Annotated in this window: 17 protein-coding genes; 10 read left to right on the forward strand and 7 right to left on the reverse strand. The window is 71.6% G+C overall.

The window, feature by feature from the left end; translation table 11 throughout:
* The first annotated feature begins 34 nt into the window (after nt 1–34).
* Entirely contained in the window at nt 35–451 is a 417-nt protein-coding gene (locus tag MOTC310_RS01365) for an EVE domain-containing protein (protein ID WP_331300542.1), read from the forward strand.
* A 27-nt stretch (nt 452–478) separates the two neighbouring features.
* Here the strand turns inward: MOTC310_RS01365 and MOTC310_RS01370 are convergent, their stop codons facing one another.
* A complete protein-coding gene (locus tag MOTC310_RS01370) occupies nt 479–2014 on the reverse strand; it encodes a sensor histidine kinase (protein ID WP_331300543.1) in 1536 nt (511 codons plus the stop codon).
* 283 nt (nt 2015–2297) lie between these two features.
* On the opposite strand from MOTC310_RS01370, the gene MOTC310_RS01375 reads away from it, so the two are divergent.
* The 5 genes from MOTC310_RS01375 (at nt 2298) to MOTC310_RS01395 (ending at nt 6938) form a co-directional block, all read left to right on the forward strand.
* Nucleotides 2298–2753, forward strand: a complete 456-nt coding sequence (locus tag MOTC310_RS01375; protein ID WP_331294280.1) for a (2Fe-2S)-binding protein — start codon at nt 2298–2300, stop codon at nt 2751–2753.
* A 63-nt stretch (nt 2754–2816) separates the two neighbouring features.
* A complete protein-coding gene (locus tag MOTC310_RS01380; protein ID WP_331300544.1) occupies nt 2817–5012 on the forward strand; it encodes a xanthine dehydrogenase family protein molybdopterin-binding subunit in 2196 nt (731 codons plus the stop codon).
* A 137-nt stretch (nt 5013–5149) separates the two neighbouring features.
* Nucleotides 5150–5767 carry a uracil-DNA glycosylase family protein gene (locus MOTC310_RS01385; RefSeq protein ID WP_331300545.1) on the forward strand — a complete coding sequence of 206 codons (618 nt, stop codon included), beginning with the start codon at nt 5150–5152 and terminating at the stop codon, nt 5765–5767.
* Nucleotides 5768–5836: 69 nt separating this feature from the next.
* Nucleotides 5837–6529: an orotidine-5'-phosphate decarboxylase gene (gene pyrF / locus MOTC310_RS01390; RefSeq protein ID WP_331300546.1), complete on the forward strand. Its 693-nt coding sequence runs from the start codon at nt 5837–5839 to the stop codon at nt 6527–6529.
* 64 nt (nt 6530–6593) lie between these two features.
* Entirely contained in the window at nt 6594–6938 is a 345-nt protein-coding gene (locus MOTC310_RS01395; protein WP_331294276.1) for a DUF1330 domain-containing protein, read from the forward strand.
* Between the two features lie 48 nt (nt 6939–6986).
* On the opposite strand, the gene MOTC310_RS01400 is transcribed toward MOTC310_RS01395, so the two are convergent.
* Nucleotides 6987–7616: a TetR/AcrR family transcriptional regulator gene (locus MOTC310_RS01400; RefSeq protein WP_331294275.1), complete on the reverse strand. Its 630-nt coding sequence runs from the start codon at nt 7614–7616 to the stop codon at nt 6987–6989.
* A 152-nt stretch (nt 7617–7768) separates the two neighbouring features.
* Here MOTC310_RS01400 and MOTC310_RS01405 point away from each other — a divergent pair, with 152 nt between their 5' ends.
* The gene (locus MOTC310_RS01405; protein WP_331300547.1) at nt 7769–8539 is read left to right on the forward strand and encodes an SDR family NAD(P)-dependent oxidoreductase; all 771 of its coding nucleotides are present in this window, start codon (nt 7769–7771) and stop codon (nt 8537–8539) included.
* Nucleotides 8540–8621: 82 nt separating this feature from the next.
* Here MOTC310_RS01405 and MOTC310_RS01410 read toward each other — a convergent pair whose 3' ends face one another.
* From MOTC310_RS01410 to MOTC310_RS01425, 4 genes are all read right to left on the reverse strand, one after another.
* Nucleotides 8622–8819, reverse strand: a complete 198-nt coding sequence (locus MOTC310_RS01410) for a hypothetical protein (protein WP_012318739.1) — start codon at nt 8817–8819, stop codon at nt 8622–8624.
* 158 nt (nt 8820–8977) lie between these two features.
* Nucleotides 8978–9154: a hypothetical protein gene (locus MOTC310_RS01415; protein WP_331300548.1), complete on the reverse strand. Its 177-nt coding sequence runs from the start codon at nt 9152–9154 to the stop codon at nt 8978–8980.
* Nucleotides 9094–9360, reverse strand: a complete 267-nt coding sequence (locus MOTC310_RS01420; protein WP_331301445.1) for an isochorismatase family protein — start codon at nt 9358–9360, stop codon at nt 9094–9096. Before MOTC310_RS01420 ends, MOTC310_RS01415 begins: the two co-directional genes overlap by 61 nt.
* Nucleotides 9361–9405: 45 nt before the next feature.
* Nucleotides 9406–9915, reverse strand: a complete 510-nt coding sequence (locus MOTC310_RS01425; protein WP_331300549.1) for a ferritin-like domain-containing protein — start codon at nt 9913–9915, stop codon at nt 9406–9408.
* A gap of 255 nt (nt 9916–10170) precedes the next feature.
* Here MOTC310_RS01425 and MOTC310_RS01430 point away from each other — a divergent pair, with 255 nt between their 5' ends.
* Both MOTC310_RS01430 and MOTC310_RS01435 read left to right on the forward strand, forming a co-directional pair.
* Nucleotides 10171–11943 (forward strand): hypothetical protein, encoded by a 1773-nt coding sequence (locus MOTC310_RS01430; RefSeq protein ID WP_331300550.1) that lies wholly within the window; start codon nt 10171–10173, stop codon nt 11941–11943.
* A gap of 117 nt (nt 11944–12060) precedes the next feature.
* Nucleotides 12061–12237 (forward strand): hypothetical protein, encoded by a 177-nt coding sequence (locus tag MOTC310_RS01435; RefSeq protein WP_331289427.1) that lies wholly within the window; start codon nt 12061–12063, stop codon nt 12235–12237.
* Between the two features lie 12 nt (nt 12238–12249).
* On the opposite strand, the gene MOTC310_RS01440 is transcribed toward MOTC310_RS01435, so the two are convergent.
* Nucleotides 12250–12849: a PAS domain-containing protein gene (locus MOTC310_RS01440; RefSeq protein ID WP_331300551.1), complete on the reverse strand. Its 600-nt coding sequence runs from the start codon at nt 12847–12849 to the stop codon at nt 12250–12252.
* An 828-nt stretch (nt 12850–13677) separates the two neighbouring features.
* Between MOTC310_RS01440 and MOTC310_RS01445 the strand changes: the two genes are divergently transcribed.
* Nucleotides 13678–14397, forward strand: coding sequence for a hypothetical protein (locus MOTC310_RS01445; RefSeq protein ID WP_331289425.1), 720 nt, complete (start codon nt 13678–13680; stop codon nt 14395–14397).
* Nucleotide 14398: the final 1 nt, after the last annotated feature.

Consider the following 14398-nt stretch of genomic DNA (forward strand, 5'->3'; position numbering starts at 1 on the left):
CTGCCCCGCCGGGCGGTCGACGGGGACTTCAGCGATGGCGTACTGGCTGTTCAAATCCGAGCCCGCGACCTGGTCGTGGGATCAGCAGGTCGCGGCCGGAGAGGCCGGCACGTACTGGAACGGCGTGCGCAACCACCTCGCCAAGAAGCAGCTGATGGCCATGCAGGTCGGCGAGCAGGGCTTCTTCTACCACTCGAACGAGGGCAAGGCGGTGGTCGGCATCGTGGCGGTGAGCCGCGCCTACTATCCCGACCACACGGACGAGACCGGCCACTTCGGCATGGTCGACGTCAAGGCCGTGCGGGCGATGCCGAGCCCGGTGACGCTCGAGGCGATCAAGGCCGACCCGGCGCTCGCCGCCATGGTGCTGGTCAACAATTCCCGCCTGTCGGTGCAGCCGGTGACCGAGGCCGAGTGGGCCCGGGTCTGCGCGCTCGGCGGTCTCGGCTGAGACGGGGCGCGCCGCCCGGCGGCCGGCTCAGGCCGCGCGGTTGAGCGGGCCGCGCACGGGGCCCACGAATTCCGGCTCGACCTCGACCGGCGCCAGCGTGTCCATGACCCGTGTGGCCGGCAGGGTCACGACCACCTCGGTGCCCTCACGGGGCTTGGAGGACAGCTGGAACTGCCCGCCGTGCAGCTCCACCAAGCCCTTCACGATCGGCAGGCCCAGGCCGGAGCCCTGCTCGGCGGTCTTGATCGCGAGCGAGCCGCGCCCGAACGAGGACAGGACCGTGCCCAGCTCGTCCTCGGGAATGCCCGGGCCGCTGTCCTGGACCGACACGTACTGCCCGCCCGAGGCGGTCCAGCCGACCTTCAGCCAGATCTCGCCGCCCGGGGGCGTGAACTTCACGGCGTTCGACAGGAGGTTCAGGACGATCTGCCGGAGCGCCCGCTCGTCGGCCCAGAGCCGCGGCAGCGAGCCGTCGACGAGATCGTGGAAGGTCTGGTTCTTCGCCTTGGCCCGCAGGCCCATCATGTGGCGGCACTCCTCCACCACGTGGGCGAGCTGCACCGGCTCCTCGTTGAGCTCGTAGCGCCCCGCCTCGATCCGCGACAGGTCGAGGATCTCGTTGATCAGGTTGAGGAGGTGCATCCCGCTGTCGTGGATGTCGTGCGAGTACTCACGGTAGGACGGCGCCGTGTGGGTGCCGAACACCTCGTTCTTCATCACCTCCGAGAAGCCCAGGATGGCGTTGAGCGGCGTGCGCAGCTCGTGGCTCATCGTGGCGAGGAAGCGCGACTTGGCGAGGTTGGCCTCCTCGGCCCGGCGGCGGGCCTCGTCCGAATTGGCCTTGGCCTGCTCCAATTCGCCGAACACCGCGTCCTTCTCGGCGCGGGAGCGCAGGGCGCCCACCGTCGAGGTGTAGAGGCGGCGGGACAGGCCGAGGAAGAAGATCTGCGCGCCGCCGGCCATCACCACCAGCATCAGCAGGTCCATCCCGCGGGAGAAGGCGGCGAGCGACGCGGTGGCGAGCGCGAGCGGCACCAGGGCGGCGATGGCGGCGAGCGGCACCGTCGCGGCCAGCATGGTGGTGACCGCGGAGGCGATGACGAGGCCGAACAGCGCGAAGGTCCAGCCGCCGGTGGTGCCGAGCCCGATCATCGCGGCCCACGACAGGCTCTGCAGCACCTCGCCGATCAGGAAGCGGCGGCGCCAGCGGGCGAGCGGGATCGTCGCCGGGTCGGCGCGGAGGAAGCGCCGGCTCAACGTCGTGTTGAGCGTGATCATCAGGAAGACGCCGAGCGCCCAGGCCACCGCCACCGCCGGCGCGATCCAGAAGGTCGCCGCCGCGGCCAGCGCCGCCGCGAACCCCGCCAGCGGGATGCCCGCCCCGGCCCGGTACTGGGCGTAGTGGCGCAGGAGCTCGTAGTCGAAGGCCCGCTCCAGGCCGGTCTGCGAGGTCAGCTTCTCGCGGGCCGACCGGATCTCGCGGGCAACCCCGAGGCGGCGCGCCGCCTCCTCCGTCGAGGGGCCGCGACCGCGCTGGACCATCTCGACGGTGAGATCGGACATGCGCGTCTTGAAACTCGGCTCGAATGCGCGGACGGGCGGCGGTGGCTGGGAAGCACTCCGTGAGAATGATGCGGATGTGTTAAGAAGCGGCTGCCGGGATCCCTCCAATCTTAAGCACCGCGGGCTGTATCGAGACTGTCGTGCCGCCGGATCGAAGTGCGGTGCCGCACATCGTGTCCGGGCCTGCGCTCGCTATTCTGACGCGCGGACCCGCTTGCCCGAGCGTGGCGGGACGCCGCGATCCGGGAGGCCCGGACACGCGCGCCGAGAGAGGTCGCCGACCATGCCGAATCTCACCGTCAACGGCGTCACGCACGCGATCGATGCCGATCCGGACATGCCGCTGCTCTGGGTGCTGCGCGACCGGCTCGACGCCACCGGCACCAAGTACGGTTGCGGCATCGCGCAGTGCGGTGCCTGCACGGTCCACCTCGACGGCCAGCCGGTCCGCGCCTGCCAGACCCGTCTGGGCGATGTCGGCAGCGCGCAGGTCACGACCATCGAGGGCGTGTCGGGCCGGGTGGCCGAGGCCGTCCAGGCGGCGTGGCGCAAGCTCGACGTGGTCCAGTGCGGCTACTGCCAGTCCGGCCAGATCATGTCGGCCATCGGCCTGCTCTCGGGCAACGCCAAGCCCACCGACGCCGACATCGACGGCGCCATGGACGGCAACATCTGCCGCTGCGGCACCTATCAGCGCATCCGCGCGGCGATTCACGAAGCCGCGCGCAGCCTCGCCTGATCGGCCTCAGGTCTCACTTTCCCGCCTCACACACCCCGCGGTCCCGACCGGAGCCTCGCCCCCATGCTGAACGCCCGTCGACCGAATCCCCTGCCCGCCCGTCCCAGCCGCCGCGGCCTGCTCGCCGGCGCCGGCGCCTTCGTGGTCGCCTTCCGGCTCGACCCGAAACCCGCCCGCGCCGCCGCCGGCCCGAACCTCGCCGACGTCAAGGCGCAGCCCAACGCCTTCGTGCGGATCGGCGCGGACGACACCGTCACGGTGGTGATCAAGCACCTCGACATGGGCCAGGGGAACACGACAGGGCTCGCCACGATCCTGGCCGACGAGCTCGGCGCCGACTGGTCGAAGGTCCGCACCGAGTTCGCCCCCGCCGACGCGACGCTCTACAACAACAGCCTGATGGGCCCGATCCAGGGGACCGGCGGCTCCACGGCGGTCGCCAATTCCTGGTTCCAGCTGCGCAAGGCGGGCGCCGCCGCCCGCGAGATGCTGATGGCCGAGGCCGCCTTCCGCTGGAAGGTGCCGGTCTCCGAGATCACGGTCGCCGACAATCTCGTGCGCCACGCGCCCTCCGGCCGGCAGGCCCGGTTCGGGGAGCTCGCGGCCTCGGCGGCCTCGCTGCCGGTGCCCTCCGAGCCGCGGCTCAAGGATCCGAGCGAGTGGACGCTGATCGGCCAGAAGGTCCCGCGCCTCGATTCGGTCGCCAAGACCGACGGCACGGCGGTCTACTCCCTCGACATCCGCCGCCCGAACCAGGTCACCGCCGTGGTCGCCCGCGCGCCGCGCTTCGGCGCCACCGTGAAGAGCTTCGACGCGGCCGCCGCCCGCAAGGTCGCGGGCGTGCTCGACGTGGTGCAGGTGCCGACCGGCGTGGCGGTGATCGCCCGCGACACGTGGTCGGCCATGAAGGGCCGCGAGGCCCTCACCGTCGCCTGGGACGACAGCACCGCCGAGACCCGCTCGTCCGACGCGATCCTCGCCGAGTACCGGGAGCGGGCCAAGGGCCCGGGCCTGACGGCGTCCGAGCGCGGCGACCCGCAGGCGGCGCTGAGAGGGGCCGCCAAGGTCGTGGAGGCCGAGTTCACCTTCCCCTACCTCGCCCACGCGGCGATGGAGCCCCTGAACGCCACGATCGAGAAGGGGGCCGACGGCGGCTACGACGTCTACGCGGGCTTCCAGTTCCAGACCGTCGAGCAGGCCACCATGGCGGCGATCCTCGGCGTGACGGCCGACCGGGTCCGGCTGCACAGCAACTGGGCCGGCGGCTCGTTCGGGCGCCGGGCGACGCCCACCGCCGACTACCTCGCGGAAGCCGCCACCGTCTTCAAGGCGTCCGGCGAGAAGGCCCCCCTCCACCTCGTCTGGACCCGCGAGGACGACATGGCCGGCGGCTATTACCGCCCGACCGTGCTGCACAGGGTCCGGGCCGGCATCGACGGCAAGGGCGCGGTGGTCGGCTGGGACCACGTGATGGTCGGCAAGTCGATCATGATCGGCTCGCCCTTCGAGGCGATGATCGTCAAGAACGGCATCGACGCCACCACCGTGGAGGGCGCCTCCGACACCGCCTACGCGCTGCCGGCCTACCGGTTCGGCGTCCATAACGGCCGCGAGGGCGTGCCGGTCCTGTGGTGGCGCTCGGTCGGCCACACCCACACGGCCCACGTGATGGAGGTGATGATCGACGAGCTGGCCCGCGCCGCCAACGTCGATCCGGTGGCGTACCGGCTCTCCCTCCTGACCCAGGCGCCGCGGCTGTCCGGCGTGCTCAAGCTCGCCGCCGAGAAGGCCGGCTGGAGCGCTAAGCCGCAGGATCCGGGCCGCGGCCTCGGCGTGGCGGTCCACGAATCCTTCGGCTCCTACGTCGCCATGGTGGCCGACGTCACGGCGCACGACGCCGCGATCCGCGTCAACCGGATCGTGGCGGCAGTGGATGTCGGCGTTCCGGTCAACCCGGACGTGATCCGCGCGCAGGTCGAGGGCGCGGTCGGCTTCGCCCTGTCGGCGGTGCTGCGGAACCGCATCACCCTCAAGGACGGACAGGTGCAGGAGCACAATTTCGACGCCTACGAGCCGACCCGGATGAGCGAGATGCCGAAGGTGGAGGTGCACATCGTGCCGAGCCAGGTGGCGCCCACCGGGATCGGCGAGCCGGGCGTGCCCGTGCTCGGGCCGTCGATCGCCAACGCGGTCTTCGCCGCGACCGGCCGGCGCCTGCGCTCGCTGCCCCTCGACCTCTCGGGCGTGAAGGGCGCGTGAGGAAACGCACGTTCCGCCCGCCCGGATCGGCGTAGGAAGGACGGGCCTTCCCCCCAAGGCAAGAGACCCGACTGACGACGGCGCGGCGCGACACCGCGCCGTTTCTTTTTCGCGCCCCGCGACGCCATCTCCGGGCCATGCCCGCCTTCGACGACACCGCCGCGCGCCTCCGCGCCTGCCGCCTCTGCCGCGACAGCCCGCTCTACGGCCCGCCCCTGCCCCAGGAGCCCCGGCCGATCGTCCAGGGCTCGGCCACGGCCCGCCTGTGCATCGCCAGCCAGGCGCCCGGCACCCGCGCTCACCGCACCGGACAGCCCTTCACCGACCCGTCGGGCGTGCGGCTGCGCGCCTGGCTCGGCCTCGACGAGGCGCAGTTCTACGACGCAGCCCGGGTGGCCATCGTGCCGATGGGGTCGTGCTTCCCCGGCCTCGACGCCAAGGGCGGCGACCGGCCGCCGCGCCGGGAATGCGCCGAGCGCTGGCGGGCGGAGCTGTTCTCCGGCCTGCCGGATCTCGATCTGATCCTGGTGATCGGCCAGTACGCACAGGGCTGGCATCTCGGGCGGATGGAGGGCGGCCTCACCGGCACGGTGCGGCGCTGGCGCGAGATCCTCGCCGAGCCCCGGCGCCCCCGGGTGCTCCCCCTGCCCCACCCGTCCTGGCGCAACAACGGCTGGCTGAAGCGCGAGCCCTGGTTCGAGGCGGAGCTGCTGCCGGTGCTGCGCGCCGCGGTGGCGCGGGTGATGGCGGGGTGAGGCGGCCGTGCCGGCATTGACCTCGCAGGCGTTCCGCGGGATCGCTGCCGCGACTCCGAAGGACAGCCGATGACCGAGATTGCCGACCCCCGCGACCGCCTGATCGTGGCCCTCGACCTGCCGAGCGTGCAGGCGGCCGAGGCGCTGATCGACCGGATCGGCGACGCCGCGACCTTCTACAAGATCGGCTACCAGCTCGGCTACGCGGGCGGCCTGGCGCTCGCCGAGCGGCTGGCGGGCCGCGGCCTCAAGGTCTTCCTCGACCTGAAGCTCCACGACATCGGCAACACCGTCGAGGAGGGCGTGCGCTCGGCCTCGGGCTCCGGCGCCACCTTCCTCACCGTCCACGCCTACCCGCAGACCATGCGGGCGGCGGTCCGCGGCCGGGGCGCGGGTCTGAAGATCCTCGCCGTCACGGTGCTCACCTCCTACGACGATGCCGACGCCGCGGAGGCCGGCTACGGCCTGCCGGTGGCGGAGCTCGTCGCCAAGCGCGCCGCCCAGGCCGCCGCGATCGGCATCGACGGCCTCGTCTGCTCGGCCGCCGAGGCGGGCTCGGTCCGGCGCGTCGTCGGTCCGGACCGGCTGATCGTCACCCCGGGGATCCGCCCGGCGGGCGCCGAGGCCGGCGACCAGAAGCGGGTCATGACCCCCGGCGATGCCCGCAGGGCCGGGATCGACCACGTGGTGGTCGGGCGCCCGATCACCGGCGCCGCCGATCCCCGGACGGTGGCGCAGGCGATCGTGGCGGATCTCGCCTGATCCGGACAGGGATTGCCTTCGCGCGGACCGGATCCACTTCGCACCGCAGGGCAGGAGACGCAGCATGACGAAGGGCTACTGGATCGCGCGGGTCGATGTCCGCGACGCGGAGGCCTACAAGGACTACGTGGCGGCCAACGGGGCGGCCTTCGCCAAGTTCGGCGGCCGGTTCCTCGTGCGCGGCGGCGCCCACGAGGCGGTGATGGGCCCGGCCCGGTCCCGCAACGTGGTGATCGAGTTCCCGAGCTACGCCGACGCCCTCGCCTGCTGGAACTCCGACCTCTACCAGGCCGCCAAGGCCAAGCAGCGCGGCGGCGTCGAGGCCGAGATCCTGGTGATCGAGGGCTATGACGGCCCGCAGCCCAGCACCTCCGAGCCGGCGCCGGACGCGGGGCCGGCCTCCGAATAGGCAGCGACGGAGGCGCGCGGACCCCGCGAGGGGGCCGGCCCCGGCGCGCTACGACGGGGGCCGGCGCGGCGCGAGGCTCCGCAGCAGGAACGCGGTCATCGCCGCCATGGGCGGCACCGGCTGAAGGGTGGCGCAGCCCACCAGCAGCGGGTGGGTGTAGCGGGCGATGGCGACGTGGATGCAGGCGGCCGCCTCGGCGGGATCGGCCGCCTCGAACTCGCCCCGCGCCACCCCGTCGCGGATGATCCGCTCGAAGCCTGCGGTGATCCGGGCCACGTGGTGGCGGCAGACGTCCCAGCTCTCCGCCATCGCCGCCTCGATCATCTCGTGCAGGCGGGGAAACGTCTCGCAGCGCCGGGTGCAGTCGCGATGCAGGGCCTCGATCGCTGCGGCGAGCCGCGCGGTGGCGTCGAGGCCGGGCCGGTCGGCGATGCCGAGGATCACCGCCTCGCTCTCCCCGATCAGCCGCTCCAGCACCGCCTCGTTGATCGCCTTCTTCGACTCGAAGAAGCGGTAGACGTTGGCCGGGCTCATCTTCAGCGTCCGGGCGATGTCGGCCACGGTCGTCTTCTGGTAGCCGATCTCCCGGAAATACGCGTCCGCCGTCGCGAGGATGCGGCTCCGCGTGTCGGGCGCGCACTCCTCCGCGATCGAGGGGGTCGTATCTTCCAGGGACATGCGTCCTCACTAGGCCATGCGGCGGCGGGGCGTCAAAGACGCCAACTCGGATCGGGTTCCCCTGCGGCCGGTGCGCGCGCCCGGAACCGGCCCCGGCGGCACCCATTGCCCAGGCACCCGGCCGCGACCGCGGCGCCAGCGAGAGATCCGCGATGAGCTTCACCGACACCCGCGCCCTGGTCACCGGGGCCGATTCCGGCATCGGGCAGGCGACCGCGGAGATGCTCGCCCGCGCGGGCGCCGACGTGGCCATCACCTATCACAGCGATGCGGACGGCATCCGCGAGACCGCCGCGCGGGTCGAGGCCGCGGGCCGGCGGGCGCTGGTGCTCCAGCTCGATGTCGGCGACCCGGCGCCGGTCACGGCGGCCTTCGACCGCATCGGCAGCGAGTTCGGCACCCTCGACATCCTCGTGGCCAATGCCGGGCAGGCCATGAGCGGCATGCCGGTCGCCGAGATGGACGACGCGGTGCTGGAGCGGATCCTGCGGGTGAACTTGATGGGGCCGCTGTTCTGCGCCCGCCCCTTCATCAAGATGCGCCGGGCACAGGGCGGGAACGGCAAGATCGTGTTCGTCTCCTCCGTGGCCCAGCACCTCCCGACACCGGAGAGCGCCCCCTACGGCATGTCGAAGGCCGGGCTCGGCTCCCTCTGCCGGTCCCTGTCGCGGGAACTCGCCGAGGACCGGATCAACGTCAACAACGTCGCCCCGGGCCTGATCGAGACGCCGATGACCGCGGACCGGTTCGAGAAGCCGGAGGTTCTGGATCAGTCGCTGGAGCGGATCCCGTGGCACCGGGCCGGCCAACCGGAGGAGATCGCCCGGGCGATCCTCTACCTGGCGTCGGATGCCGCGGCCTACGTCACCGGCCACACCCTGGTGGTCGATGGCGGCCTGACGATGCAGTGGGGCGGCGCCTGAACGAAGACGAGCGGCGCCGGAGTCTCTCCCGGCGCCGCCTCGGCCTATCTTCGATCGGTGGCTGGGGGCGCGCCGCCGGGTCTCAGGACCCGAATTGCGAGCCCAGCCGCTCGAGGTACTCGGCCAGATCGACACCTCCGACGCGCTTGCCGTAGTCGAAGCGCATGCCCTGGCGGATATCGACGCTGGCGTCCCGCGTGGTCAGGGTGAAGGGACGGACGCAGACCCAGGCCCCGTCGCGGCGGTGCTCGAAGTAGCCGAGGATCTCGTGCTTGGCCATAACCTTTCCTCCGGAACCGTGTTCAGCAACATAACGGTCACACCGGCCGTCGGTTCGCGCGGCGCGACTGATTTTCGCGTGCGCAGGCGCGGGGATCGAGTGTTCGTGAGCGGGGAAGCCGCCGGGCACCCCGCGGAGATCTCGCCTGAGCTTGGCTATTACAGGGGGAATGTTCGGGCCCGTCGCGCGGGCTCGCGGCGGGCGCAGTGCCAGCGGTCGAGGATCTCGGCGGTCGTCGTCGTCTCGACCCGGTGGCCATAGCGCGTCCGGTACATCAGCGGGAGGGCGTCGTGCGCCGCGTCGCGGGCGCTGCGCAGGGCGCCGGTGGACGGCACGGTCCGGGAGCCGGATCGACCCCGCCGAGGATGGCGGCCAGCACGCAGACATCCGTCTCGGCAGCGGTGACGGTCAGCGTGCCGACCTCCCGCGCCCGCAGGCGCGCGTCGAGACCCGTCTCGAGCCAGGGCGAGTAGACGGTCTCGTCGGTGAACTCGGCGGTCGGAGCCGGCCGGGCGAGGTCCGGCGTTGCTCGGGACGGCAGCGCGGGGCCGTCCCCGCCCCGCCTCGGGGCCGGGACGGCGGGACCTCAGCGATCGGCCTTGGCGCCGGACACCGTCAGGGAGAGGTAGCGCTCGGTGGTCGGACGGATCAGCCTGCGCACCGCCTCCGCCATGGCCTGCTCCTCCTTCAGCGACTGCTCGAAGGCCGTCCGGTGGCCCTGCTGGCCGGCGGCGTCGCCGATGGTGAGCAGCGACTCGTAGGCGGCGATCTCGAAATTCTCGAAGGCGTGGTTGGCGTAGGTGTTCTTCAGGATCTCGTCCTGGGCCGGCGTGTGGCCCAGCGCCATCATGTTGCCGACGAAGCCCAGGAAGCCCTCCTTGAGGGCCGAGGGGCTGTCGCCCAGGCTCTGGAGCGCTTCCTCCAGCCGCTGGCGCTGACCGTGCGTCTCCTCGATGTGGCGGCGCAGGGCCTGCTCCATCTCGGGGTAGCGCTGCAGGCGCTCGACCTGCCGTTCCATGATCTGCAGCGCCTGCATCTCCACAGCATGGGTGTTCTTCAGGGCCGTGACGTAGATCTCGCGGGCGTCCATGGTCATGGTGTTCACCTCATAGCGGTTGCGAGCTCGGGGGCTCATTCAACCAGCAAACGCGGGAGTCGTGCGGCCAAGTTCCGGTCGGATGGTCGCACCGGCCGCCCGGTCCCGCGCTGAGGACGACGCGTCTAATCCATGTGCGTGCGCCAGAAGGCCGCAATCCCGACGGTGGCGCAACGGCGCTCCATTCGGGAGGCCGGGCCGCGACCGCGTGCCCGGATCCGGGATCGGGGTGAAGGTCCGTCACGCGAGCGTCGCATGCCCCAGTCCACAAACCCGGTCTCCGAACGCGATCCGGCCCCGCGGATCGGCCACCCTCTGGGGGACGCCCCGATGCCGCGCCCGACGCGCCCGAGAAGCCTCGCGATCGCCGCGGCTTGCGGCTTCGGCCTGAGCACCGCGCTCGGCACCGCGCCGGCCCGGGCCCAGAGCGTTGCCGAGATGGCCGCCCGGATGGACGCGATGCAGCGCCAGATGCAGGCCATGCAGCAGGAGCTCGCCGCAATGCGCCGGCAGTCCGGCGCCCAGCGGGCGGCGATCGCCGGCGAGGCCCGGGAGCGCCGGGCGCTGTCGCGGGAGCAGGCCCGCCTCGCCGCCCGGACCGAGCACCAGCAGCGCTCGGCCCAGGTGGGCGGACCCGGCGGGGCGCGGCCGGCGATGGGCGCGCACACGCCGATCATCCTCGCCAACGACCTCGCCTGCAACGCCGGCAGCTACGCCCTCGGGCCGGCGGTCTGCTTCACCCCGGGCGGCTTCGTGGAACTGGCGGGCATCGCCCGCCATCCCAACCTCGTCTCGGATGTCGGCACCGATTTCGGCGGCATCCCGTTCCGCAACGATCCCCGCTCGCGGGAGAACGAGCTCCGCTTCTCGGCCCGGCAGAGTCGCCTGAGCGGCCTGTTCACCGCGAAGGTCGAGCCCACGCTCCAGGTCTCGGGCTATTACGAGATCGACTTCCTCGGCGCCGGGGTCAACTCGAACTCGCGCGAGAGCAACAGCTACACGCCGCGCATCCGGCAGATCTTCGCCACCTTGGACGCCCTCGATTCCGGCTGGCACGTGCTGGCCGGCCAGGCCTGGAGCCTGCTCACCACCGACTTATCTGGGATCACCCCGCTCAAGGAGCAGATCCCGCTCACCATCGACGTGCAGTACGTGCCGGGCTTCAACTGGACCCGGAACCCGCAGCTGCGCGTGGTCAAGGACATCGCCCCCGGCCTCTGGGCCGGCCTGTCGGCGGAATCGCCGCAGAGCGTGCTGCCGCCGAGCCCCTTCGCGGCACCCGGCATCGTCAACCTCGGCAATGCCGGCGACGCGGTCGGCCAGCTCAACACCACCACCACCTACTCGAACAACAGCATCCCCGACGTCGTCGGCAAGCTCGCCCTCGAGCCGGGCTTCGGGCATTTCGAGCTGAAGGGTCTGGTGCGCTTCTTCGACGACCGGCTGAGCGCCACCAACCTGACCGCCACGACCCGCCTGCCCGGCCATTCCGAGACCGCGATGGGCTACGGCATCGGCGGCGCCGCGACCCTGCCGGTGATCGACAAGCGCCTCGACCTCCAGGTCAGCGGCCTCGTCGGCCAGGGTATCGGCCGCTACGGCTCGGCGCAGCTGCCCGACTTCGCCCTGAAGGCCGACGGCTCGATCGCGCCGATCCCGGCCTTCCAGCTGCTGGCCGGGGCGGTCGCCCACGTCCGGCCGGGCACCGACGTCTACGTCTACGCCGGCTGGGAGCACGCCGCCCGGGCCGGCGCGCTGAACGCAACGGGGTACGGCTCGCCGACCCTGGTGGTGACGGGTTGCGACGTCGAGGGCGCCGCGAGCGGGACCTGCCAGGCGGAGAGCCGCGACATCCGCCAGATCACCGGCGGCTTCTGGCACGACCTGTACAAGGGCGGTTTCGGCCGGGTCGTGGCGGGGGCGCAGGTCTCCTACACGGAGCGCGACGCCTTCCGCGGCACCCTCGGGATCCAGCCCTCCACCCACCTCGTCACCGGCCTGACCTCGCTCCGCTACTACCCGTTCTGAGCGTCGGGACCGGCGGCGCGGATCCCCGGGCCGCCCCGCGAGGTTCCCCTCGGGAGCCGTGCCCGACCTGCGCGGCGGTTCACCCGTCGCGACGCGGTCGCAGACCTGGAGAGGCCGATGGATCAGGATCGGGAGATGTCGAAGGAGCCGCCGATCTCGGACGGGCCGAGCTACCGCCCGCGCGACGAGACGATCGCGCAGACGGGCCGCGGCCTGCCGAACGATACCGGTCGGCCGGTGGAGATCGACGAGGACGAGGCGGCGCGCATCGAGCAGAAGATCCGCGACCTCTAGCGCCCGTCCCGGTCAGTGCAGGGCGCCACCGCGCCCGGCGCGCTGGCGCTCCGCGAGGCGCTTGCCGGTCTCGAGGAGCAGCGTCTCGGTCAGGGCCACCAGGGCGGTGTCGCCCACCTGCGAGACCGTGTTGTGCAGCGAGAGGCACAGATCGGCGGTGCGGTTGAGGGCATCGTCGATCGTGTCCCCGTCGCGCTCCGCGAAGGCCGCGCCGGCCGACTTGCTGTCCGAGATCTCGACGATCACGCCCCGTCCGGTGGTCGGCCGGCCCTCCTGGTCCAGGTAGAAGTGCCCGCGGGTGAACAGCCACCGCAGCCGCCCCGCCGACGAGCAGACGCGGTACTCGGCCGTGTAGGAGCCGCCGGCCCGGACGCAGTCCAGGATGACCTGCGAGATATGGGGCTGATCGTCCGGATGGACGGCCTTCAAGAGTTCGGCGAGGCCGACCCCGGCCCGCGACCGGGCCGGGCTGATGTTGAACAGCAGGGCGCTCACCGGATCGGCCCGCGCCTCGTCCCGGAGGATGTCCCACATCCAGAAGCCGACGCCGCCGGAGGCTTCGAGCGCCGCGACCAGCGCCGCCTCGGATACGACGTCATCCGCGTGGTCCATCCGAGACATCCCCGATCTCGCCGCAACCAGAGGCGATGATGCGCCACGATTAGGGTCCTACGGGGATCTTTTTAGCGTACTATAAGTGTTCGTAAAGATCCTATATTCAAATATATGTGCGGTCTCTCCGGTCCCGGTTCGCCTGCCTTCGGCTTGCCTCAGCCTTGCGCGGAGGGGCGGAAAAGAATTTCTTTCTGTTCGGCGCGGTGACGCGCCGTCCCATCCACTGGCCGGTGACTGAATTACGGCGGCGGGGCGGGGGTGCCGTCGCTGGACCCGATGCCGGCGCGCGGGGACCCGGACGGTCCTGCGGCTCGACGATCCTTCGGAGGCCCGGTCCGGCCGGATCGCTCGCGCGCCGCGGACGTCCGCGCGAACGCTGAACGCGGTTCGTCAGCGCATCAAATGACGGCGACCGGCGAACGGGCCGACGCGATCAAGGACAGGTTGGTTCTGCCGACCTCCACGTCCGCTGCCTGGTGGGCCCCACATCTTGTCGGGACGCGGACGTGGATGCAGGGAGGCCCTCGGGGCCGGGCCCCGCGGCGACCTGACGTCCCGCCCGGTCGGCGAGCCGAAGACCGGCGCGGCGCGCTCCGGCAGGTTCCTTCGGTCTGCGCGGCCTCGGCGCGGATCCACCCGCCACGCCAATGGGCCCCCGCACTCCGGCTGCCTGTGCAGTAATGGCGCGAAGTACGCCATTCTATGCAGCTATTTGCGTCGCTTAACGATTGACGAGTCCGCCGGTGTCGGCTCAAATTGTACTTCTGGTGGCGTTTGGACCGGCTCTCAAGTGTCGTCTGGCTCGCTTCAGCAAGGTTCGGTCCCATGAGCTACATGTTCAAGGCCCCCTCCGGACCCGTGGCGGGGGCGATCGCACAGCAGATCACGGCGCGTGGCTACGCGGTTCTTGAGGATTACGTGAGCCCGGAGGACCTGCGTGGCGCTCAGGATTTCGTCGCCCGGGCGGTCTGCGCGAACGGCGGCGAGTACGCGGGCTTTACCGGGACGAAGGATCTCGGCGGCACGTTCCTGGCCGGCCTGCCGGACGACCCGAACTTCATCGCCCTGTGCCGGGGCATCTACGAGAGCGCCGTGGGGCGGCCCGCGCCGGAGGTCGGCTTCTACCAGATCCTGCGCTGTCTGGCGGGCGGCGGCGCCAGGACGCACTCGATGCGGTTCCACTTCGACTCCTACGTCCTGACGGCCCTCATCCCCATCACGATGCCGGACCACGGGTCTCCGGGGCGCCTGATCATCCACCCGAACACCCGCGCGCTGCGTCGGAGCTATCTCGTCAACCTCGTGGACAAGGTGCTGGTCGACAATCCGCTCGCGCAGAAACTCCTGACTCGCGCCTACAACCGCGGCAGCCGCCGCGTGATCCGCCTGTCGCTGAAGCCGGGAAGCCTCTACTTCTTCTGGGGTTACCGCTCGCTGCACACGAACGAGCCCTGTGATAGCGACGCGATCCGCGCCACCGCCCTGCTGCACTACGTCGACCCGCATGCGGGCAGCCGGTTCAAACAGGTGCTGCGGCGGCGCTAGC

It is taken from the genome of Methylobacterium oryzae (genome assembly GCF_036441375.1).
GTDB lineage: Bacteria > Pseudomonadota > Alphaproteobacteria > Rhizobiales > Beijerinckiaceae > Methylobacterium > Methylobacterium oryzae_A.

Excerpts from the sequence above, each read along its gene's own strand:
- MOTC310_RS01365 (WP_331300542.1), top strand. The coding sequence starts at position 35 with ATGGCGTACTGGCTGTTCAAATCCGAGCCCGCGACCTGGTCGTGGGAT.
- MOTC310_RS01370 (WP_331300543.1), bottom strand. The coding sequence starts at position 2,014 with ATGTCCGATCTCACCGTCGAGATGGTCCAGCGCGGTCGCGGCCCCTCG.
- MOTC310_RS01375 (WP_331294280.1), top strand. The coding sequence starts at position 2,298 with ATGCCGAATCTCACCGTCAACGGCGTCACGCACGCGATCGATGCCGAT.
- MOTC310_RS01380 (WP_331300544.1), top strand. The coding sequence starts at position 2,817 with ATGCTGAACGCCCGTCGACCGAATCCCCTGCCCGCCCGTCCCAGCCGC.
- MOTC310_RS01385 (WP_331300545.1), top strand. The coding sequence starts at position 5,150 with ATGCCCGCCTTCGACGACACCGCCGCGCGCCTCCGCGCCTGCCGCCTC.
- pyrF (WP_331300546.1), top strand. The coding sequence starts at position 5,837 with ATGACCGAGATTGCCGACCCCCGCGACCGCCTGATCGTGGCCCTCGAC.
- MOTC310_RS01395 (WP_331294276.1), top strand. The coding sequence starts at position 6,594 with ATGACGAAGGGCTACTGGATCGCGCGGGTCGATGTCCGCGACGCGGAG.
- MOTC310_RS01400 (WP_331294275.1), bottom strand. The coding sequence starts at position 7,616 with ATGTCCCTGGAAGATACGACCCCCTCGATCGCGGAGGAGTGCGCGCCC.
- MOTC310_RS01405 (WP_331300547.1), top strand. The coding sequence starts at position 7,769 with ATGAGCTTCACCGACACCCGCGCCCTGGTCACCGGGGCCGATTCCGGC.
- MOTC310_RS01410 (WP_012318739.1), bottom strand. The coding sequence starts at position 8,819 with ATGGCCAAGCACGAGATCCTCGGCTACTTCGAGCACCGCCGCGACGGG.
- MOTC310_RS01425 (WP_331300549.1), bottom strand. The coding sequence starts at position 9,915 with ATGACCATGGACGCCCGCGAGATCTACGTCACGGCCCTGAAGAACACC.
- MOTC310_RS01430 (WP_331300550.1), top strand. The coding sequence starts at position 10,171 with ATGCCCCAGTCCACAAACCCGGTCTCCGAACGCGATCCGGCCCCGCGG.
- MOTC310_RS01435 (WP_331289427.1), top strand. The coding sequence starts at position 12,061 with ATGGATCAGGATCGGGAGATGTCGAAGGAGCCGCCGATCTCGGACGGG.
- MOTC310_RS01440 (WP_331300551.1), bottom strand. The coding sequence starts at position 12,849 with ATGGACCACGCGGATGACGTCGTATCCGAGGCGGCGCTGGTCGCGGCG.
- MOTC310_RS01445 (WP_331289425.1), top strand. The coding sequence starts at position 13,678 with ATGAGCTACATGTTCAAGGCCCCCTCCGGACCCGTGGCGGGGGCGATC.